We start from the raw sequence: 17032 nt of genomic DNA, 5'->3' as shown, positions 1-17032 counted from the left end.
ACGCCCTCTTACGGATGTGCGCGGATCACGGCATCGAACTCGACTCGCCTTCTCGACGCCTACGCGCGTCCCAGAATCGAGCCGGTGGCGGGTCACCCCACTTCTTCTCACCGAAGCGCGCCGACCACGGCACCGACTCGAATGCCGGGTTCGACCACGACACACCCGCCCGCCACCCACGCCGAACCGGCGCGCGCCGGTGAAGCGGCATGTGGAGACCGTCGTCGGGCCGGAGGCGGGCACGGGCACCGCCCCGAGCACCTTGTCCCGCGTCCGCGGCGTGGTCGCGGCCATCCGGCGATGGCCCCTCGGCATCCCCTACCTCCTCGGCTCGCTCCTCCTCGTCCTCGTCCCTCTCGCCCTGGCCGCCGCCCTCGCCTTCACCGACTACTTCGGCTTTCGGGCACCAGAGTTCACCGGCGCCGACAACTTCGTCCGCCTGGCGGGCGACCGCGCGTTCTGGGACGCCGTCGGCGTCAGCGCGGTCATCGCCATGATCGTCGTACCGCTGCGGCTGTTCCTCGCGGTCGGCGCGGCGCTACTGCTGGCTCGGCCTCGTGGCGCGCGGACGGCTATCGGCCGGGCCGCCGCCTACCTGCCGTCCGCGATCCCGGACGCGGCATGGGCGTTGCTGTGGCTGTGGATCCTCAACCCGCTCTACGGCCCGCTGCCCGCTGTCCTCGGCGCACTCGGCGTGCCGGATCCGGGTTTTCTCACGACACCGTGGGGCGCGCGCGTAGGGCTGGTGCTGGTCATGGCCTTCCAGGTGGGGGAGGCGTTCATCGTCGCTCTGGCCGCGCGGGCGGCTATCCCCAACAGGCTCTACGAGGCCATCGAAGTCGAAGGCGGTTCCGCCTGGTTCGCGATGACCCGGGTGACCCTGCCGCTCATGGCGCCCATCGTCCTGGTCCTCGCGGTCCGCGACATGGTCGTCGTGGTGCAGAACGCGTTCGTGCCCGCGATGCTTGTGACCGACGGCGGCCCGGCGAACGCGACCCTCACCGCACCGCTGCTGATCTACCGCCGGGCGTTCGAGTACGGCGAACTCGGCTATGCGAGCACGCTGTCGGTCACCCTGCTCGTGCTCACCGGCATCGCGGCGGCACTCCCGCTGTGGCTCGCCGCGCGTCTCGCCGCCCGTCAGCGAACCCGCGCCTGATCATGGCCTCTAGAGTGGACCTGTGGGACGCGTGGGCCAACGGTGACCGGCGACTGGCTGTAAGACCTGCTCATCGGCTATAGCGTTGCTGGTGGCCTGGAGCGCCTCGATGAACGGGCCGGTCAGGCGATGCGGTTGCTGGCGACCGTGGTGGGCCAAGACATCACCAGGGGCGATGACGGGACCTTTCGGATCGCCCGCAAGGTCGCCGGAGACCGGATCATCTCCATCGCCCAGCCCACGACGGCCTTGGTGTGGCAGTCGATGACGGTCGCCAGATCGACCCAACCTTCCCACGTTTCGATGTAGGTTATGTCGCCCACCATTTTCACGCCGGGGGCGTCGGCGGTGAAGTCCCGCTCGAGAAGGTCCGGGATGTGGTGCTCTTGCCCGTCGTACTCGGTGAGGCTGAACCGCCAGGGCTTGGGCTGGCAGGGCTCCAGGCCCAGCTCACGCATGACGGACCGGACGAGTTCGGGCCCGCATGGCACGCCCCAGGCGGCGAGATCGGCGTGGACCCGCCGATACCCGTAGGTGCCATCGGAGTCGTCGAAGGGCTTGGCGACGAACAGTGCCAGTTCCTCGCGCCTTTCCGCTGTCGCGGATGCCGGACGGTTTCTCCATTCGTAGAATCCGGAGCGAGAGACCTCCATCTTCCGCAGGCGCAACGCTGCCCGATTGGCCTTGCTGCCATAGGCTTTGTCCCCGGTCAGCGAGTCCGGTCGCTGCCGAGGCCGACCAACACCACCAGGCCGGCGCACCGCGATCTGCTCCAGCAGCGGCACCAGCTGGGTCACGTCAGCGGCTTGACCTGGTGTGACCCGGGTCGCCAGTGATCTTCCCCGACCATCGGTGATAGTGTGGATCTTGGACGTGAGACCACCCCGAGACCGGCCCAGTCCTTGCGCTGCCCGCGATTCCTCGGCACTCAGCCCCCTTTACGGGCACCTGCGGCGTGCTGATGAGCCCGCACGATCGTGGAGTCGACCTGGGCGTCCCAATCGATCTCCTCGTCGACTTCGGCACGCCCGATGACCTGCTGCTTGAGCTGCGCCCATGTGCCATCCGCAGCCCACCGCCGATACCGTTCATAACAGGTCTTCCACGGCCCATACCGTTCCGGCACGTCCCGCCAGGGCGCACCAGTGCGCATCCGCCACAAAATCCCGTTGATCACCCGACGTCGATCTCCCCAACGCCCGCCCCGGCTTTGGCTCACCGCCGGCAGCAACGGCTCCAAGATCGCCCATTCCGCATCTGTCAGATCACCACGCGCCACACCAGTATTTGATCAGATGCTCCGGCGGACACGCCCTAGTCCCGGACGTCGTGCTGGGGCAACGGAGATCTCCGTCCACGTCGACATCCCCCTTCGCGAGGCACACCGACTCGCCGCTCAGCGGGAGACGATCCGTCGCTCCACCGACGCCCTCGCCGAACTAGCCGCCCGAGAGTGAGTCGGCGAGGCCTGCCGAGTGGCATCCGAGGTGGTTCTACAAGTCCATCTGGACCAGTGGGCGACGGCAGGGTCGATGGCCGTCGGCTTGGGACGTGAATCGGCTGCTGAGCCAGACGAGTGAAAGCGCATTCCGGCGCGCTGTCGTGCCACATGGTCGGATGCGACGAAGGTGCGCTGGTGGATACCGAAAAGGGTCGGTTTCTGGTGAGTGTCAACCCGGTTATGTGTGATCTCGGTCACGGTAACGGCCGTGATCACGGTGTCGACGTCGCTCGGGAAGGTTCCGCGAACGAGGGGGACGAAGATGTCCGTCCGAGGCCAGTCTCGCCGTCGCCAGTTGAGCGTCCGCCGCTCCAGCGTCGTGCTCGGGGTGATCCTGGCCGTCGTTGCGGGCAGCCTCACGCCACCAGACCTGGGCGCGTCCATCGCCTCCGGCGACGGTGCGGACGCCGTGAGCGTGCCGGACCATCCCGAAGGTGCGTCGTTCAACCCCAACCAGCTCAAGGGCATCAAGGCGGCTACGCCGGGATCGGGTGTCAACCTGATCGGCGCCCCGTCGGCCAACAACATGGGTGATGCCAAGTTGTCCTACCCGTTGGAGACCCCGCCCGGTCGTGCGGGCATGCAGCCGCAGCTGTCCGTGCGGTACAGCTCGTCCGGGGGGAACGGCTGGACCGGCGTCGGCTGGGATCTACCCGCACCGGCGATCACCCTGGACACCCGTTGGGGCGTCCCGCGCTACCACGCCGGTCTGGAGACCGAGACCTACCTGCTCAACGGCGAGCAGTTGACTCCGGTCGCGCACCGCTCCGAACTCCAGGCACGCACTGCCGAGAAGGTGTTCCACACCAGGGTGGAAGGTCGCTTCGAGCGGATAGTCCGGCACGGCGACAGCCCGGCCAACTACTGGTGGGAGGTCACCGACAAGCAGGGCGTCCGGACAACCTACGGCGGTGGCCAGGACGCCACGTTGACCGACGGGGTTGGCAACATCGCCACCTGGGCGATGCGGGAGACCCGCGACACCCACGACAACTTCGTGCGCTACGACAACGTCCGCGTGGCCGACGGTGGCGTCGTGAACGGTTCGGTCCCCGGGAGCAACCTGTACCCGGCACGGATCACCTACACCGGGCACGGCGACACCGACGGTCGCTACTCGGTCACCTTCGTCCGGGACCGCGAGCGCGGCGAACCACGCCGCGCCGACGTGCAGATCGACGCCAGAGCCGGGTTCAAGCGGGTCACCGCGGACCTGCTGCGCCGCGTCGAGGTCAAGCTGGACGACCAGTTGATCCGCGCCTACGAGCTGAACTACCGCACCGGGGCGTTCGCCAAGACGCTGCTCGCGTCGGTGACCCAGTTCGGCGAGGACAACCAGCCGTTCACCACGCACACCTTCGACTACTACGACGACATCCGGGATTCCACTGGCAACTACGACGCCTTCGACACCGCCGGCGGCTGGGCGATCCCGGACGACGGCCTCGGCGGCGGCGTGCGCGACGGCGAAGCGGGCGCGGTGTCGGCGACCACGTCGAAGGGCGCGGGTGGGCACCTGTACGTCGGCTACAACCCGACGGCGCCGCGCAAGTCGAACTCGGCAGGCGTCAAGGTCGGCTACAGTTCCGGCTCCTCCGACGGGCTGCTCGCGCTCGCCGACGTCAACGGCGACAACCTGCCGGATAAGGTGTTCCGTACCGGCGGCGGCGTGTTCTACCGCCCCAACCTGTCCGGCCCGAACGGGCAGACCCGGTTCGGCGACACCCCGATCCGGCTGACCAACCTGCCAGGGATCTCCTCCGAGCGGACCCGATCCGGCACGGTCGGCATCGAGTCCTACTTCGGCGTCGCGGCACAAATCGACCACGTCTCCACGACCACGACATCGGGCCGCTATTTCGCCGACGTCAACGGCGACGGCATCACCGACCTGGTGAACAACGGCGGCGTCCTGTTCGGCCACCTGGACGCGAACGGCCAACCCGCATATTCGGCGAACAGCAACGACACCGGCGTCCCGGTCGGGACCGGCGTCGCATCCGGCACCATCGTCGGGGACCAGACCGCTGAGTTCGAGCGCCAGGTGAACGCGTTCCCATTGCTGGACAGCGTCCGCAGGTGGGTCGCGCCGTACGACGGCACAGTGCGGGTGGACGGCAGGGTCAGTCTGGTGCAGGACACCAGCCCGGAGCGGGCCGCGTACCGCGCCGCCGACGGCGTTCGGGTCGCGGTGCAGCACCGCGACACCGAGCTGTGGGCGCAGCGGATCGGACCGGACGACCACATCGAGTTCGCGCCGAGCGGGGTCAGCTCCATCGCCGTGCGCAAGGGTGAGGCGCTGTACTTCCGCGTCCAGTCCATTCTGGACGGTCAGTACGACACGGTGTCCTGGGACCCGAAAGTCAGCTACGTCGGCGTCCCGTCCGGCACCGACGTCAACGGGCTGAGCACTGACACTTACCTCGCCTCGCGGGACTTCACCCTCGGCGGCCGCCCGTCGCTGGTCACCGCGCCGCTCACCGGCGTCATGCACCTTTCCGGCGACGTGACCAAGACCGGGCCGACCACCGACGACGTCACGGTCGTGGTCACCCGCAACGGAACCGACGTGTACTCGCACACCCTCGCCCGCGGCTCGGCAGGCACCGCGCCGGTCGACCTGGACATCCCGGTCACCGCGAACGACATCCTGTCCTGGCGGCTGCGGGTCGACTCGCCGATCGACGCGGGCGCCTTGAGCTGGGTGCCGCGCGCGCACTACACGTCGGCGACCGGCGTCGACTCCGTAGTCGACGACAACGGCGACCCGGCCCTGGTCGTCAACCCGCCGTACGACCTGGACATGTACCCGGCGACCACGTTGGGCGCGCCGCAGGGGTCCCACCTCGCGACGCAGAGCGGCCACCTCACCGTCACGCCGAGCCTGGCGTTCGACTTCGCCGGGCAGACCCCGGACACCAAGGTCGTGTTCACCGTCAAGAAACGGGGCTCCCTGCTGGCCAAGCAGGTGATCGACATCGTCGACGGCCACATCCCGGCTGCTGAGCCGCTCGCCGTCGCCGTCACCGACGGCGACGAGCTGTTCTTCGACTTCGCCACCACCGACACCACACTGCTCGGCAAGCTGAGCGGCCAGTCCGTGACCGTGAGCCACGACGGCGCCACCGTCACCCCGGTCCCGAGCGCGCTGCACGCCTCCGCCGAACAGGGCGCGTTCGCCCAGCCGTACCGGGGCTGGGGCGCCATCGGCTACCAGGGCAACCGCGATCGCGCGACGACGCCCATCGTGCAGAGCGAGCTGGTGATCGACGAGAGCTACCGCGACCAGTTGCCTGGCGCGCCGACCGAGGCCGACCTGCCCGGCTTCACCGCGAACCCGTCGGTCACCCAGCCGAGGATCGTGGTGTTCGCACCGCTCCCGGCGCAGGGCCGCTGGTCCGGGGCCGACGACAACACCTGGGTCGCCGCCGACTCCTCGGCAAGCTCCCGGCTCGGCCTGGACAGCATCGACGTGGTGACCGACGCCGACTTCGCGGGCGCGACCTCGGTGTCCCGACGCGGACGCACCCAGCAGATCTCCACGACGTTCGGGGTCAGCGTCCTCGGCGGCAGCGTCGCCAAGGGCCGCACCGTCGGGCAGGTCGACTTCCTCGACCTCAACGGCGACCGGTTCCCCGACGTCGTCGGCTCCGGCGGGATCCAGTACTCCGACATGGTCGGCGGGCTCGGCTCCACCAGGGGCAGTCTCGGCGGCCCGGTGCGCGAGTCGGACTCGCTGGCCTACAGCGTTTCCGCCAACGCGGGCAGCCCGGCCAGAACCAGCGGCACCGCCCGCGGCGTGGACGCGCCGTCCGGGGCCAAGAACGCGAACACAGCCAAGTCCGGCGTGGAGATGCCCGCGCTCGGCGTCGGCGGCAACCTCGGCGGCGGCGACTCCGACGCAGCCCACGACCTGATCGACATCAACGGGGACGGCCTGCCGGACAAGGTGTACGAGAACGGCGACGCCGCACTGAACCTGGGCTATTCGTTCGCCGCGCGCGAGGCGTGGCCTGGTGGCCCGGTCAACGCGGGCAAGACCGAGAACGGCGGCGTCAACCTCGGCTTCAACACCGACTACTACGGCTTCGCAGGCGGTGTCTCGGCCGCGCTGGGCACGTCGGTGACCGACGCGACCCTGCTGGACATGAACGGCGACGGCCTGCAGGACCGGGTGTTCACCAACGGCGGCGCCCCGGTCGGGGTGGCGATCAACACCGGCACCGGCTTCGCCGCGCCGACCCAGTTCCGAGGCAGCCTCGGCGACATCTCGAAGGACAAGAACTCCACCCTTGGCGGTGGCGTGTATTTCACCTTCGGATTCTGTTTCCTCTTCGGTTGCATCGTCTTCAACCCTGGAGCCGACGTGTCGAAGGGCATCGGCCGCACCGAGGTGGCGCTGCGCGACGTCAACGGCGACGGTTACGTCGACCACGTCCGCTCCACCAGGGACAATGAGTTGGTCGTCGCCGGCAACCGCACCGGTCGCACCAACCTGCTGCGCACCGTCGGCCGTCCGCTCGGCGCCCGGATCGACCTCGACTACGCCAGGTCGGGCAACACCACTGACCAGCCGGAGTCGCGCTGGGTGCTGTCACGCTCGACCGTGTTCGACGGGCACCCCGGTGACGGGCAGGACGTGCAGCTGGCCACCTACCGCTACGAGCGGGGCCGCTATGACCGGCTGGAGCGGGAGTTCTACGGCTACGGCCGGGTCGTCGCCGAGCACCGCGACGCGGGCGCGGGCGACGCTCTGTACCGGTCCCTGACCAGCGATTACCGCACCGACAGCTACTACGCGCGCGGTCTGCTGTCCAGGACGCTCACCACCGACGCGGCGGGCAGGCCGTTCGTCGAGGAGGTCAACACCTACGCGCTGCGCGACACCGCGACCGACAGCGCGGCCGACCCGGCCGGCACGACGGCATCGGTGTTCCCGCTGCTGTCCAGGAAGGACAAACACTTCTACGAGGGGCAGCCCAGCCCGGGCAAGTCGACCCACGCCGAGATGGCCTACGACCAGTACGGCAACCTGACACGGTCGTTCGACGCCGCCGACGCGGGCAGTGCCGACGACGTCACGGCGACCTTCGGGTACACCTCGTCCACCCAGGCGTGTCGGGACCGACACATCGTCGGGGTGGCCAACACCATGCGCAAGGGCGGTGCCACGCCGCAGACGACGTCGCGGCACCGGGAGTCCGATGTGGACTGCGGGACCGGCGAGGTCCGGTCAGTGCGGGAGCACCTCGCAGGCGGCGCGGTCGCGGTGACAGACCTGGACTACTTCGCCAACGGCAACCTGCGCGTCGTGACCGGGCCCGCCAACAAGACCGGTCAGCGGTACCGGATGGAGTACGGCTACGACACCGCGGTCGGCGTGCACGTCGAGTCCGTCGTGGACAGCTTCGGCTATACCTCCGGTTCGACGCACAACATCAAGTACGGGCTGCCGAACCGCACCGTCGACGAGAACAACCAGGAACTGCTGGTGTCCTACGACAGTGTCGGCAGAGTGGACTCGGTGACCGGGCCGTACGAGATCGGCGGCGGCAAGCCGACGATCGACTTCGAGTACCACCCCGAAGCCGCGAAACCGTATGCCGTCACCAGGCACCTCGACCGGACCGCGACCGGCGTGCGCGACGACACCATCGACACGGTTCAGTTCGTCGACGGGTTGCTGCGATCGGTGCAGACCAAACAGGACGCGTCGGTCGCCGAGACCGCGGGCGCCGAGCCCGCCGCGGTGATGACGGTGTCCGGTCACGCCCGCTACGACTTCCTGGGCAGGGTCATCGAGCAGTCCTTCCCGGTGACCGAGCCGAAGGGCGCGGCGAACACCTCGTTCAACCCGGCCATCGATCCGGTTCGCCCGAGCAGGCTGACCTATGACGTGCTGGACCGAACCGTGCGCTCGGAGCTGCCGGACGAGACGGTGTCCACGCTGGCCTACGGGTTCGGTCAGGACCGGTCCGGGACCGCCAGGTTCGAGACGTTGGCCACCGACGCCAACAGCAAGCAGCGGCGCACCTACACCGATGTGCGCAAGCTGACCACGTCGGTGAAGGAGTTCAACCCGGCAGGCGGGCAGCCGCTGATCTGGACCAGCTACGGCTACGACCCGCTCGGCCAGCTCACCGCCGTCACCGACGACAAGAACAACGTCACTAGGGCGGAGTACGACAACGCAGGCCGCCGCACCATTGTGGACAGTCCGGATTCCGGTCGCACCGAGACCAGGTACGACCTGGCAGGCAACACCATCGCCAAGATCACCGCGACCTTGCGGGCGGCGAACAGGGCCGTCGAGTACGACTACCAGTTCAACCGGATCTCCGGGGTCCGCTACCCGGTCTTTCCCGGCAACAACGTCACCTACACCTACGGCGCGCCCGGCGCGGCGGACAACACGGCCGACCGGGTCGTGCAGGTGCGCGACGCGGCAGGCACCGTCACCCGCGCGTACGGCCCGCTCGGCGAGACGACCCGCGAGACCCGCACGGTCACCGCGCTGGTCACCCCGGCCAGGACGTACACCACCCAGTACCAGCACGACGCCTTCAACCGGGTGCTGCGGATGACCTATCCGGACGGCGAGGTGCTCACCTACGACTACGACAGCGGCGGCCAGGTCAACCGCGCCACCGGCCACAAGGGCACGTTCGACTACACCTACCTTGCTCGGCTCGACTATGACAAGTTCGGCCAGCGGCTGCTGCAGGAAACCGGGACCGGCGTGCGCACCACGTACGCCTACGACCCTGCCGACCGCCAACTCGCCACCCTGAAGTCAGCGCTGCCGGACGGGCACCGCTTCCAGGACATCGCCTACTCCTACGACAACGTCGGCAACGTGACGTCGCTGACCAACACCGTTGCGCTGCCGCACGGCAAGCCGATCGGCGGGCCTAGCACGCAGACGTTCGGCTACGACGACTTGTACCGGCTCACCTCGGCGGCGGGGGAGTACCGCAACAAGGAGAACAAGCTCGACCGGTACTCGATGAACCTCGGCTACGACTCCATCAACAACGTCACGGCCAAGAGCCAGCGCCACGACATCGTGGTGGACCCGGACTCGCCGCAGCCCGCGCCGGTCGAGGAGCAGCCGGTCGAGGAGCAGCAGCCGGTCGACTCGACGCTGCTCCCGCCGCTCGGCCCGATCGAGGAGCCGGGCGGAGCGACCAGCGGGGAGAGCACGTCCGGCACGGAGCCGGTGATCGAGCCGGTCGCCTTCACCATGAACGCGCCAGCCGAGAACGCACAGGAGCAGAAGCAGACCACCTATGACTACGCCTACGGCTATGGCAGCGGGAAACCGCACGCGCCGAACGCGGTCGGCCCGGTGAACCAGCGCTACGACGCCAACGGCAACCTGGTCGACACGGTCAACACGCTGCCGCCCGCGCCGGGCAAGCGCAGGCAGCTGGTGTGGGACGAGGAGAACCGGCTCGCCTGCAACCAGGACCACGCCCGGAACACGACGGTCGCGCAGGACCCGAGCACGTGCGTGAGCCCCAAGCAGCCCGCGACAGTGCGGTACGTGTACGACGCCGACGGCAATCGGGTGGTCAAGAACGCGGGTCCGCAGCACATCTACCCGAACCGCGGCTACAGCGAGCGCAACGGGACTGGGTTCAAGCACGTCTTCGTCGGCGACACCAGGATCGCGACGAAGACGGTCAAGCCCGACGGGACCTACGAGAACCACCACTTCTACTTCCACACCGATCACCTCGGCTCGTCCGGTTACGTGACCGACGAGCACGCGAACCTCACCGAGCACCTGGAGTACTTCGCCTTCGGTGAGACCTGGGTCAACGAGCACCCCGCGCAGCCGACCGCGGTGCCGTACCAGTACGGCTCGAAGGAGCTGGACGAGGAGACCGGGCTCTACTACTACGGCGCCCGCTACTACAACCCGCGCACCCAGCTCTGGCAGAGCCCGGATCCGATCCTGGGCAGCTACCTCGACGGTGCTCCCGGCGGCGGGGTCTACCAGCCGTCCACCCTCGGCCTGTACACCTACGCCAAGAACAACCCGGTCAAGTACACCGACCCGGACGGTAGGCAGACGATCAGGACGACGCCGCCGACGATGGGGCAGCGCGGCCCGTTCGGCCAGGGCGGTTCAACAGTGGTCGGCGACCGGATCGTGCTCACCCCGCGCGACCGGGGCGTGCCCAGCGTGTCGATCCCGAACAACACCAGGGCACAGGGCTTCGAGGTCGGCCCGATCTACGACGTGATCAGCAGCGACCACACTTACAAGACGGTCACGCTCACCCCGATCCCGTTCGGCGAGGCCGCCGACCTGGTCGGCCAAGCGTTCCACAACAACCCGGTGCCGACCTGGAAGGATCGGCCAGCCACGCCGGGCGGCACGCGCAACGACGCGCTGTACAACGACTACGTCCGCTCGTTCACGGTCCCGTCGCCCGATCGGAGCAGGTACACCGACATCACGGTGAACTACACGATCGCAGGTGAGCACCGCCTGCATGAGGGCTACGTGATCCGCTACGGCGAGCGTTCGGCGTTCGGCCTGACCAAACTGGTCAGCTATGGCGAGGGCAGCGGCGTGCTGCAACACCCGTTGATCCCGTTCAACAAAGAGGCCGCCGAGGCCGTGTGGGCGGTGAACCACGTCGAGATCATCGCCGAGGTGATGCGGAGGCGGAACGAGCCGTGACAGACCGAGGGAATCGGCACGGGCCGGTTCCCTCGGTCTGCGTCATCGCGGCACCGTTCGCGGGAACAGAGGCGCTCCGAACCTTCCGGACAGCGGCCCACGACCGCTACGACTTCCGGCCGGGTATCCCCGCACATCTCACCAATCCCGTGCACCGCAACGATTTTCTGACCGTCGTACGGGAGACCAGTATGTTCATCGGCGCTCACACGGGCGCCATCGCCCACCGGACCGTGAGGGTTTGGCTACGTGACCACCTGCGCATCGGGTGACGAGGGCCTGGCAGGCGCACAGCGTGGGCACGTCAGTTTCTGGGTCTATTGGCGGCGCGACGCCTACATCCGCGCAAGCGCCGGCATGCGGATGGCTAGTAGTGTGTCGCTGCTTAGTTGTGGTGCGTGTGGCTGGGAGGCTGGTGTCCGGCAGGTCCTTCTCCTGCCGGACGGGGATGGTTGTCGTGCGTTCGGAGTTGAAGCGGCCGGTCATGTTGACCGCGCGGGATCGTGAAGAGCTGTTTCGGTTGACCGTGACGGGTGTGCGGTCGGCGTCGTCGATCCGGCGGGCTCGGGTGCTGCTGGCGTTGGACACCTCGGTGGGTGAGGTCGATCCGAAGGAGGTGATCGCGGCCCGGCTCGGGGTCTCGGGTGAGATGCTGCGACTGGTGGCCAAGCGGTTCGCCGAGACCGGCGGCGATGTCCTTGCCACGATCTCGCGTAAGAAGCGTGACCTTCCGCCGGTGCCGTCCCCGGTGACCGGTGAGGTGGAGGCCCGGCTGATCGCCCTGGCGTGCTCGCAGCCGCCGGCGGGGCATGCCCGGTGGTCGTTGCGGCTGCTGGAAAAGCACGTCGAACTCACCGAGGACATCCCGAACCTGGACCACTCCACCATCGGCCGGGTCTTAAAAAAACGGAACTGCGCCCTCATCTGAGGAAATGCTGGAACATCCCGCCACGCGCGAACGCGGAGTTCGCGGCCCGCATGGAGGACGTGGTGGCGGTCTACGCCCGACCGTATGACCCCGCCCGCCCGGTCGTGTGCATGGACGAGAAACCCTTCCAGTTGCTCGGTCACGTCCGCGACCCGCTCCCGGCCCGGCCCGGCCGCGATGCCTGTCAGGACAGCGAATACGTCCGGTGCGGCACCTGCTCGATCTTCGTGTGGACCGAGCCCCTGCGCGGGTGGCGCCGCGTGCACGCCCTGGCCCAGCGAACCAAGATCGACTGGGCCGGGCAGGTCAAACAACTACTGACCGTCGACTACCCCGACGCCGAGACCGTGGTGCTGGTCATGGACAACCTCAACACCCACGCCCATCGCCTCGCTCTACGAGGCCTTCACACCCGAGGAGGCCTTCGCCCTCGCCCAGCGCCTGGAGATCCACCACACCCCCAAACACGGGTCCTGGCTCAACATCGCCGAGATCGAACTCTCCGCACTGACCCTCCCGATGGCCGGCCCCACATCGGCCTGGGCGAGGGCGGGGGCGTCGTTGATGCCGTCGCCGACTATACCGATGTCGCGCTCGACGACGCCCAGGCCCACGTGGTGGTGAGCATCGTCGCGGGCCTGGCGATCCTGGGCTCTTTGGTCCTCAACGTGGTCGCCTGGGGCAGTAGGGCCCAGGAGGATTGACGACCTTGGGTGGCCCGACCCGTCGGGGGCGAGTCGGGCCACCGCGGCCTCCCACCGGACTCAGTCGGCGATGGGCAGGTTCTCGATGTACTTCTTCGCCGCTTCCTCCGTCTTGGCTTCGACGACAGCCTTGACCGACGCGTAGTGCGACATGTCGAGGGTCTGGTCCGACGTCGCGTAGAAGATGCTCGTGTTGGCGGTCTTCAGGGTCGTGAACAGGATGTTCACGACGTTGGACTCGGCCGAGATCGCGAAGAAGACCGGCTTGAAGGTCGGCCAGCCGTGGTTGTCCGTGCCGACGACGCCGAGGTCGAAGTTGACCTCCTTGTCCGCGGCGTGGTCCTTTCCGAGCAGGCGGATCTGCTCATTGGACGAGTAGCCGGACTTCAGCACACTCAGCGCGGTGTCGAGCAGGGCCAGTTCCGGGCCGGTCAGCAGAACCGTCAGCAGGTCGACCAGCACCTTGCTGACTTCCAGACTGGAACTGCTGACGTTGTACTGCCGCCACTGGCTGTAGTTCTGCACCCAGCCGCAGTAGCCGAGGATCTCGACGTACTTCTGGTAGTACTGGTCGGTGTCCCGGTTGACGTCGAAGGCGGTGCGGGCGCCCATCTGCGCCAGCAGCTTCGTGCGCATGATGGCCGTGTAGTTGGCGTCGCTCATCGCGTTGGGGCTGACGATGGTGTCCTGGCCTGCCGAATTGCCGTTCGCCGGGGCCACCTTGGAGGTCCCGAAGGTGTCGCCGGTGGGCAGGAAGACCACGGGCGGGCCTGGGTGTCTTTGAGTGTCGAGGCTGTCGATTCGCAGGTTCTCCAGGAAGTTCACCGCACGGTCCCGCTGCTCGGGAATGGGCAGGTCGACCTGATCCGTGGGTACGAAGTGCTTTTCCTTGGTGATCATCGTTCTCCTCGTTTCACTTGATCGGTGTGCTGTAGAGGTATTTCTGCACGCGGTCGCCGAGCACCTCGCTGATCCGCTTCTGGATCCCGTCGTACCCCGCCGTGGTGGTGTCGATGGAGTACTTCGACACCCGCAGGAGCGCGTCCGCCACGTCGGCCCAGGGGCGGGACGCGAGCGGGTCGTCCACGGGCAGGTCGGACTTGAACTGGAAGGCGACCGTGCCCAGCACGACGGACAACACGCCTGGCCGCGCCGTCACGTCCGACACCGCGCAGAGCACGGCGACGTCCGTGCTCGCCACCGCGCCGAACCGCAGGGCACCCCGCTGCGGGTAGTAGTCCGCACGCAGGGCGACCAGCGCCTTTTCGGTGTCCGCAGTGCCGTTGGGAAGGAGTTGTGTCAGGTCGAACGTGCCACTGGTCCGGGTCACGCGTTTCCACGATCCCGCCTGGACGATCCACTCCGCGCCGGTCTGGATCGTGTCGTCGAACGTGCGGAACCAGTCGTCGCTCTGGGTCCCGATGTTGTACTTCGCACCGGCGGCGAGCACCGCGAGCAGCAGCACGTTGTCGATCTGCTTGCGGTTCACCTCCTGTACAGCGGCGGTGTGTCGGACCGACGCCACCGACGCCACCACGGTCAATGATTCGCCATCGTTTCCGATATTCGTCACGATTCGCCCACTTTCCATGCCGGTGATCAATGCAAGGCGAACGGATTCGCATGAGCAATCAGATGCTACTTGCGGGGCCCGTGGCGGCAACATGCAAAAGCCACGATTACCCGAAAGAGTGGCTCGGTATTGAAATGATTTCATGAGCAACCATCGGCAATTTTCGACACAACGACCGGCAATTGTTCCAAATGCGACCTATTTCGTGTGCTGAAATGCCGAATAGGGCGAATTCGCTAGGCCACTCAGGTGAGACCTCGCGATGCCATGAACACGGAAAGTCGTCTTTGGTGACGATCTGTCACCACACCACTCGGACGAAACCTGCCCTGAGCCACATTGATGCCGCGCTGAGCCGACATGGTTGCGCGTGGTGCCACGAGGTACCAGCAGGGTCAGCGCGGCGAACACGGTCAGCGCGCCCATCGCGGCGATGATGCCGCGCGGCATGTCCCGCTTCGGGTCGCGTGCCTCCTCCGCGGCGAGCGGAACCCCTTCCACGGCGAGGAAGAACCAGATTCCGTAGACGAGCGCCGCGAGCACGCCGGTGACGCCGAACGGCAGGAACGCGCTGGCGCCGAACGCGTCGGTCGCGGGGATGTCGAGCAGCTTCCCGGCGTCGAACTTCGGCACCATGCCGACCACGAAGGCCACCAGCGCCACGACCGCCACCGCGGTGATCGCGAACATCACCCGCAGCGCCTCGCCGACCCCGCGCAGGTGGATGCCGATGAAGATCAGGTAGCAGGCCAGGTAGACCGGCCAGCTGTTGGTCAGCCCGAACAGTCCGAGTGTCTCGACGTAGCCGCCGATGAACACCGCGATCGCGGCCGGGGCGATCGAGTACTCGATCAGGATGGCCACACCGGTGGCGAACCCGCCGAGCGGGCCGAGCGCCCGCCGCGCGAAGCCGTAGCCCGCGCCCGCGACGGGCAGGGCGGAGGACATCTCCGCGAGCCCGAACACCCGACGAACTCGGACGCCGCATCGACGACTTCGTCCTAATTTGCGGTACCGCACGTCAAGGACACTTTCGGTGCCTGTTTCCGATTTTCGGGCAAGTGGGTCACCGATCGTGTTACGTTGAGTGAGTACGAACTTACGTTCCGTGCGCATGCTTGATCTTCAAATCAACATATTCAGAAGGAACTGTCATGATCGTTATTCGCCCCTCCGTCTCTGCTCGATCGAAGCTTTCGGCTGTCCTGACCCTGTTTCTGACGGCGGTCCTGATCGGCGTGATTGGACCGCCTGTCGCCAGTGCGGCCACTCAGACGGTCCCGTTGGGCACCGCCGCTGATTTCGCGGTACTCGCCGGTTCGACGATCACCAACACCGGTGCCACGGTGATCACCGGGGATCTGGGACTGAGCCCCGGCACCTCGGTGACCGGATTTCCGCCTGGTGTGGTGAACGGGACCATTCACGCCGCCGACGGCGTGGCGGCGCAGGCCAAAAATGACTTGGACGCCGCTTACAGCAATGCCGCGAGCCGGCCGACCACGGCCACTGTGCCGGTGGAACTGGGCGGGACGACCAAAACTCCTGGTGTGTATGACTCGCCCGCCGGGACGTTCGGGATCACGGGCACGTTGACCTTGGACGCCCAGGGTGACCCGAACGCCGTGTTCATCTTCAAGGCCGCCTCCACTCTCATCACCGCTTCGGCAAGCGAAGTGGTTCTCGTCAACGGCGCCCGTTCTGCCGAGGTCTTCTGGGTGGTCGGTAGTTCCGCGACCCTGGGCACCTATTCGGTCCTACGCGGAAACGTGATGGCGCTCGCCTCGATCACCGTCACCACCGGCGTGCTGGTCGATGGCCGCACCATGGCTCGCACCGCCGCGGTGACCCTGGACACCAACAAGATCACTATTCCGGCCAAGAATCAGCAACCCGTCGCCACGACCACCCGCCTGACCTCCTCGGCCAATCCCGCCGCGTTCGGTCAGCCGGTCAGTTTCACCGCCGTGGTCACCGCGGCGACCGGCAGTGCCGTGCCGACCGGCATGGTCGTGTTCAGCGACTGGGGCGTGCCGATCGCCGTCGTGAGCCTCGACAGCACCGGCCACGCGGTGTTCACCACGTCCGCCCTGGCCACGGGGCTACACCCGATGACCGCCACCTACATCGGTGTGAACCAGTTCACCAGCAGCACGTCACCCATGCTCATCGAGGTAGTGAGCGTCTGACCGGCATCTCGGCGCTGACCCGAGTAGCGCGGCGAAGTTCGTCATGAACCTCTTCGCGCCCTGCTTGGGTACGCGCCGCGTTCGCACTGCTGATGCCGGCCTTCGCCGGGACTTCACCGAGGCACGGCTGTGTCCACAGAGGACTCCTGGTCTTCCGTCCCGGCGATGATCACGCCGACGACCGAGCGGCGGGTCGACACGTCGGCGAACGGGTCTACCAGCAGCCATCTCTTCTGCTCGTCCGAATCACACCCAGATCAACCTATCGCCGGTGTATATTATC

9 protein-coding genes and 1 pseudogene are annotated in these 17032 nt (G+C 67.4%); 5 read left to right on the top strand and 5 right to left on the bottom strand.

Annotated features, from left to right (window positions below; translation table 11 throughout):
• Nucleotides 1–199 precede the first annotated feature (199 nt).
• Entirely contained in the window at nt 200–1159 is a 960-nt protein-coding gene (locus ACUZ2Y_RS05000; protein WP_476327346.1) for a carbohydrate ABC transporter permease, read from the top strand.
• Between the two features lie 122 nt (nt 1160–1281).
• On the opposite strand, the gene ACUZ2Y_RS04995 is transcribed toward ACUZ2Y_RS05000, so the two are convergent.
• Nucleotides 1282–2058, bottom strand: a complete 777-nt coding sequence (locus ACUZ2Y_RS04995; protein WP_476331607.1) for an IS3 family transposase — start codon at nt 2056–2058, stop codon at nt 1282–1284.
• A 29-nt stretch (nt 2059–2087) separates the two neighbouring features.
• Nucleotides 2088–2438 (bottom strand): IS5 family transposase, encoded by a 351-nt coding sequence (locus tag ACUZ2Y_RS04990; protein ID WP_476327344.1) that lies wholly within the window; start codon nt 2436–2438, stop codon nt 2088–2090.
• 484 nt (nt 2439–2922) lie between these two features.
• On the opposite strand from ACUZ2Y_RS04990, the gene ACUZ2Y_RS04985 reads away from it, so the two are divergent.
• From ACUZ2Y_RS04985 to ACUZ2Y_RS04975, 3 genes are all read left to right on the top strand, one after another.
• Nucleotides 2923–11355 (top strand): SpvB/TcaC N-terminal domain-containing protein, encoded by an 8433-nt coding sequence (locus ACUZ2Y_RS04985; RefSeq protein ID WP_476327342.1) that lies wholly within the window; start codon nt 2923–2925, stop codon nt 11353–11355.
• Nucleotides 11356–11812: 457 nt separating this feature from the next.
• Nucleotides 11813–12283: a helix-turn-helix domain-containing protein gene (locus ACUZ2Y_RS04980; RefSeq protein WP_476327340.1), complete on the top strand. Its 471-nt coding sequence runs from the start codon at nt 11813–11815 to the stop codon at nt 12281–12283.
• Between the two features lie 62 nt (nt 12284–12345).
• Complete coding sequence (locus ACUZ2Y_RS04975) at nt 12346–12987, top strand: transposase (protein ID WP_476327338.1); 642 nt, start codon at nt 12346–12348, stop codon at nt 12985–12987.
• 60 nt (nt 12988–13047) lie between these two features.
• Here the strand turns inward: ACUZ2Y_RS04975 and ACUZ2Y_RS04970 are convergent, their stop codons facing one another.
• The 3 genes and pseudogenes from ACUZ2Y_RS04970 to ACUZ2Y_RS04960 all read right to left on the bottom strand — a co-directional run.
• Nucleotides 13048–13887, bottom strand: coding sequence for a hypothetical protein (locus ACUZ2Y_RS04970; RefSeq protein ID WP_476327336.1), 840 nt, complete (start codon nt 13885–13887; stop codon nt 13048–13050).
• Between the two features lie 13 nt (nt 13888–13900).
• Nucleotides 13901–14560, bottom strand: coding sequence for a hypothetical protein (locus tag ACUZ2Y_RS04965; RefSeq protein ID WP_476327335.1), 660 nt, complete (start codon nt 14558–14560; stop codon nt 13901–13903).
• A 375-nt stretch (nt 14561–14935) separates the two neighbouring features.
• A pseudogene (locus ACUZ2Y_RS04960) lies at nt 14936–15526 on the bottom strand (amino acid permease); the annotation flags it as partial.
• A gap of 317 nt (nt 15527–15843) precedes the next feature.
• Here ACUZ2Y_RS04960 and ACUZ2Y_RS04955 point away from each other — a divergent pair.
• The gene (locus tag ACUZ2Y_RS04955) at nt 15844–16749 is read left to right on the top strand and encodes an ice-binding family protein (protein ID WP_476327334.1); all 906 of its coding nucleotides are present in this window, start codon (nt 15844–15846) and stop codon (nt 16747–16749) included.
• The last annotated feature ends 283 nt before the right edge of the window (nt 16750–17032 follow it).

Source organism: Actinokineospora sp. UV203 (assembly GCF_056323665.1).
Note: the sequence above shows the minus strand (reverse complement) of the source record. Positions and strands in the feature narration are given on the sequence as shown.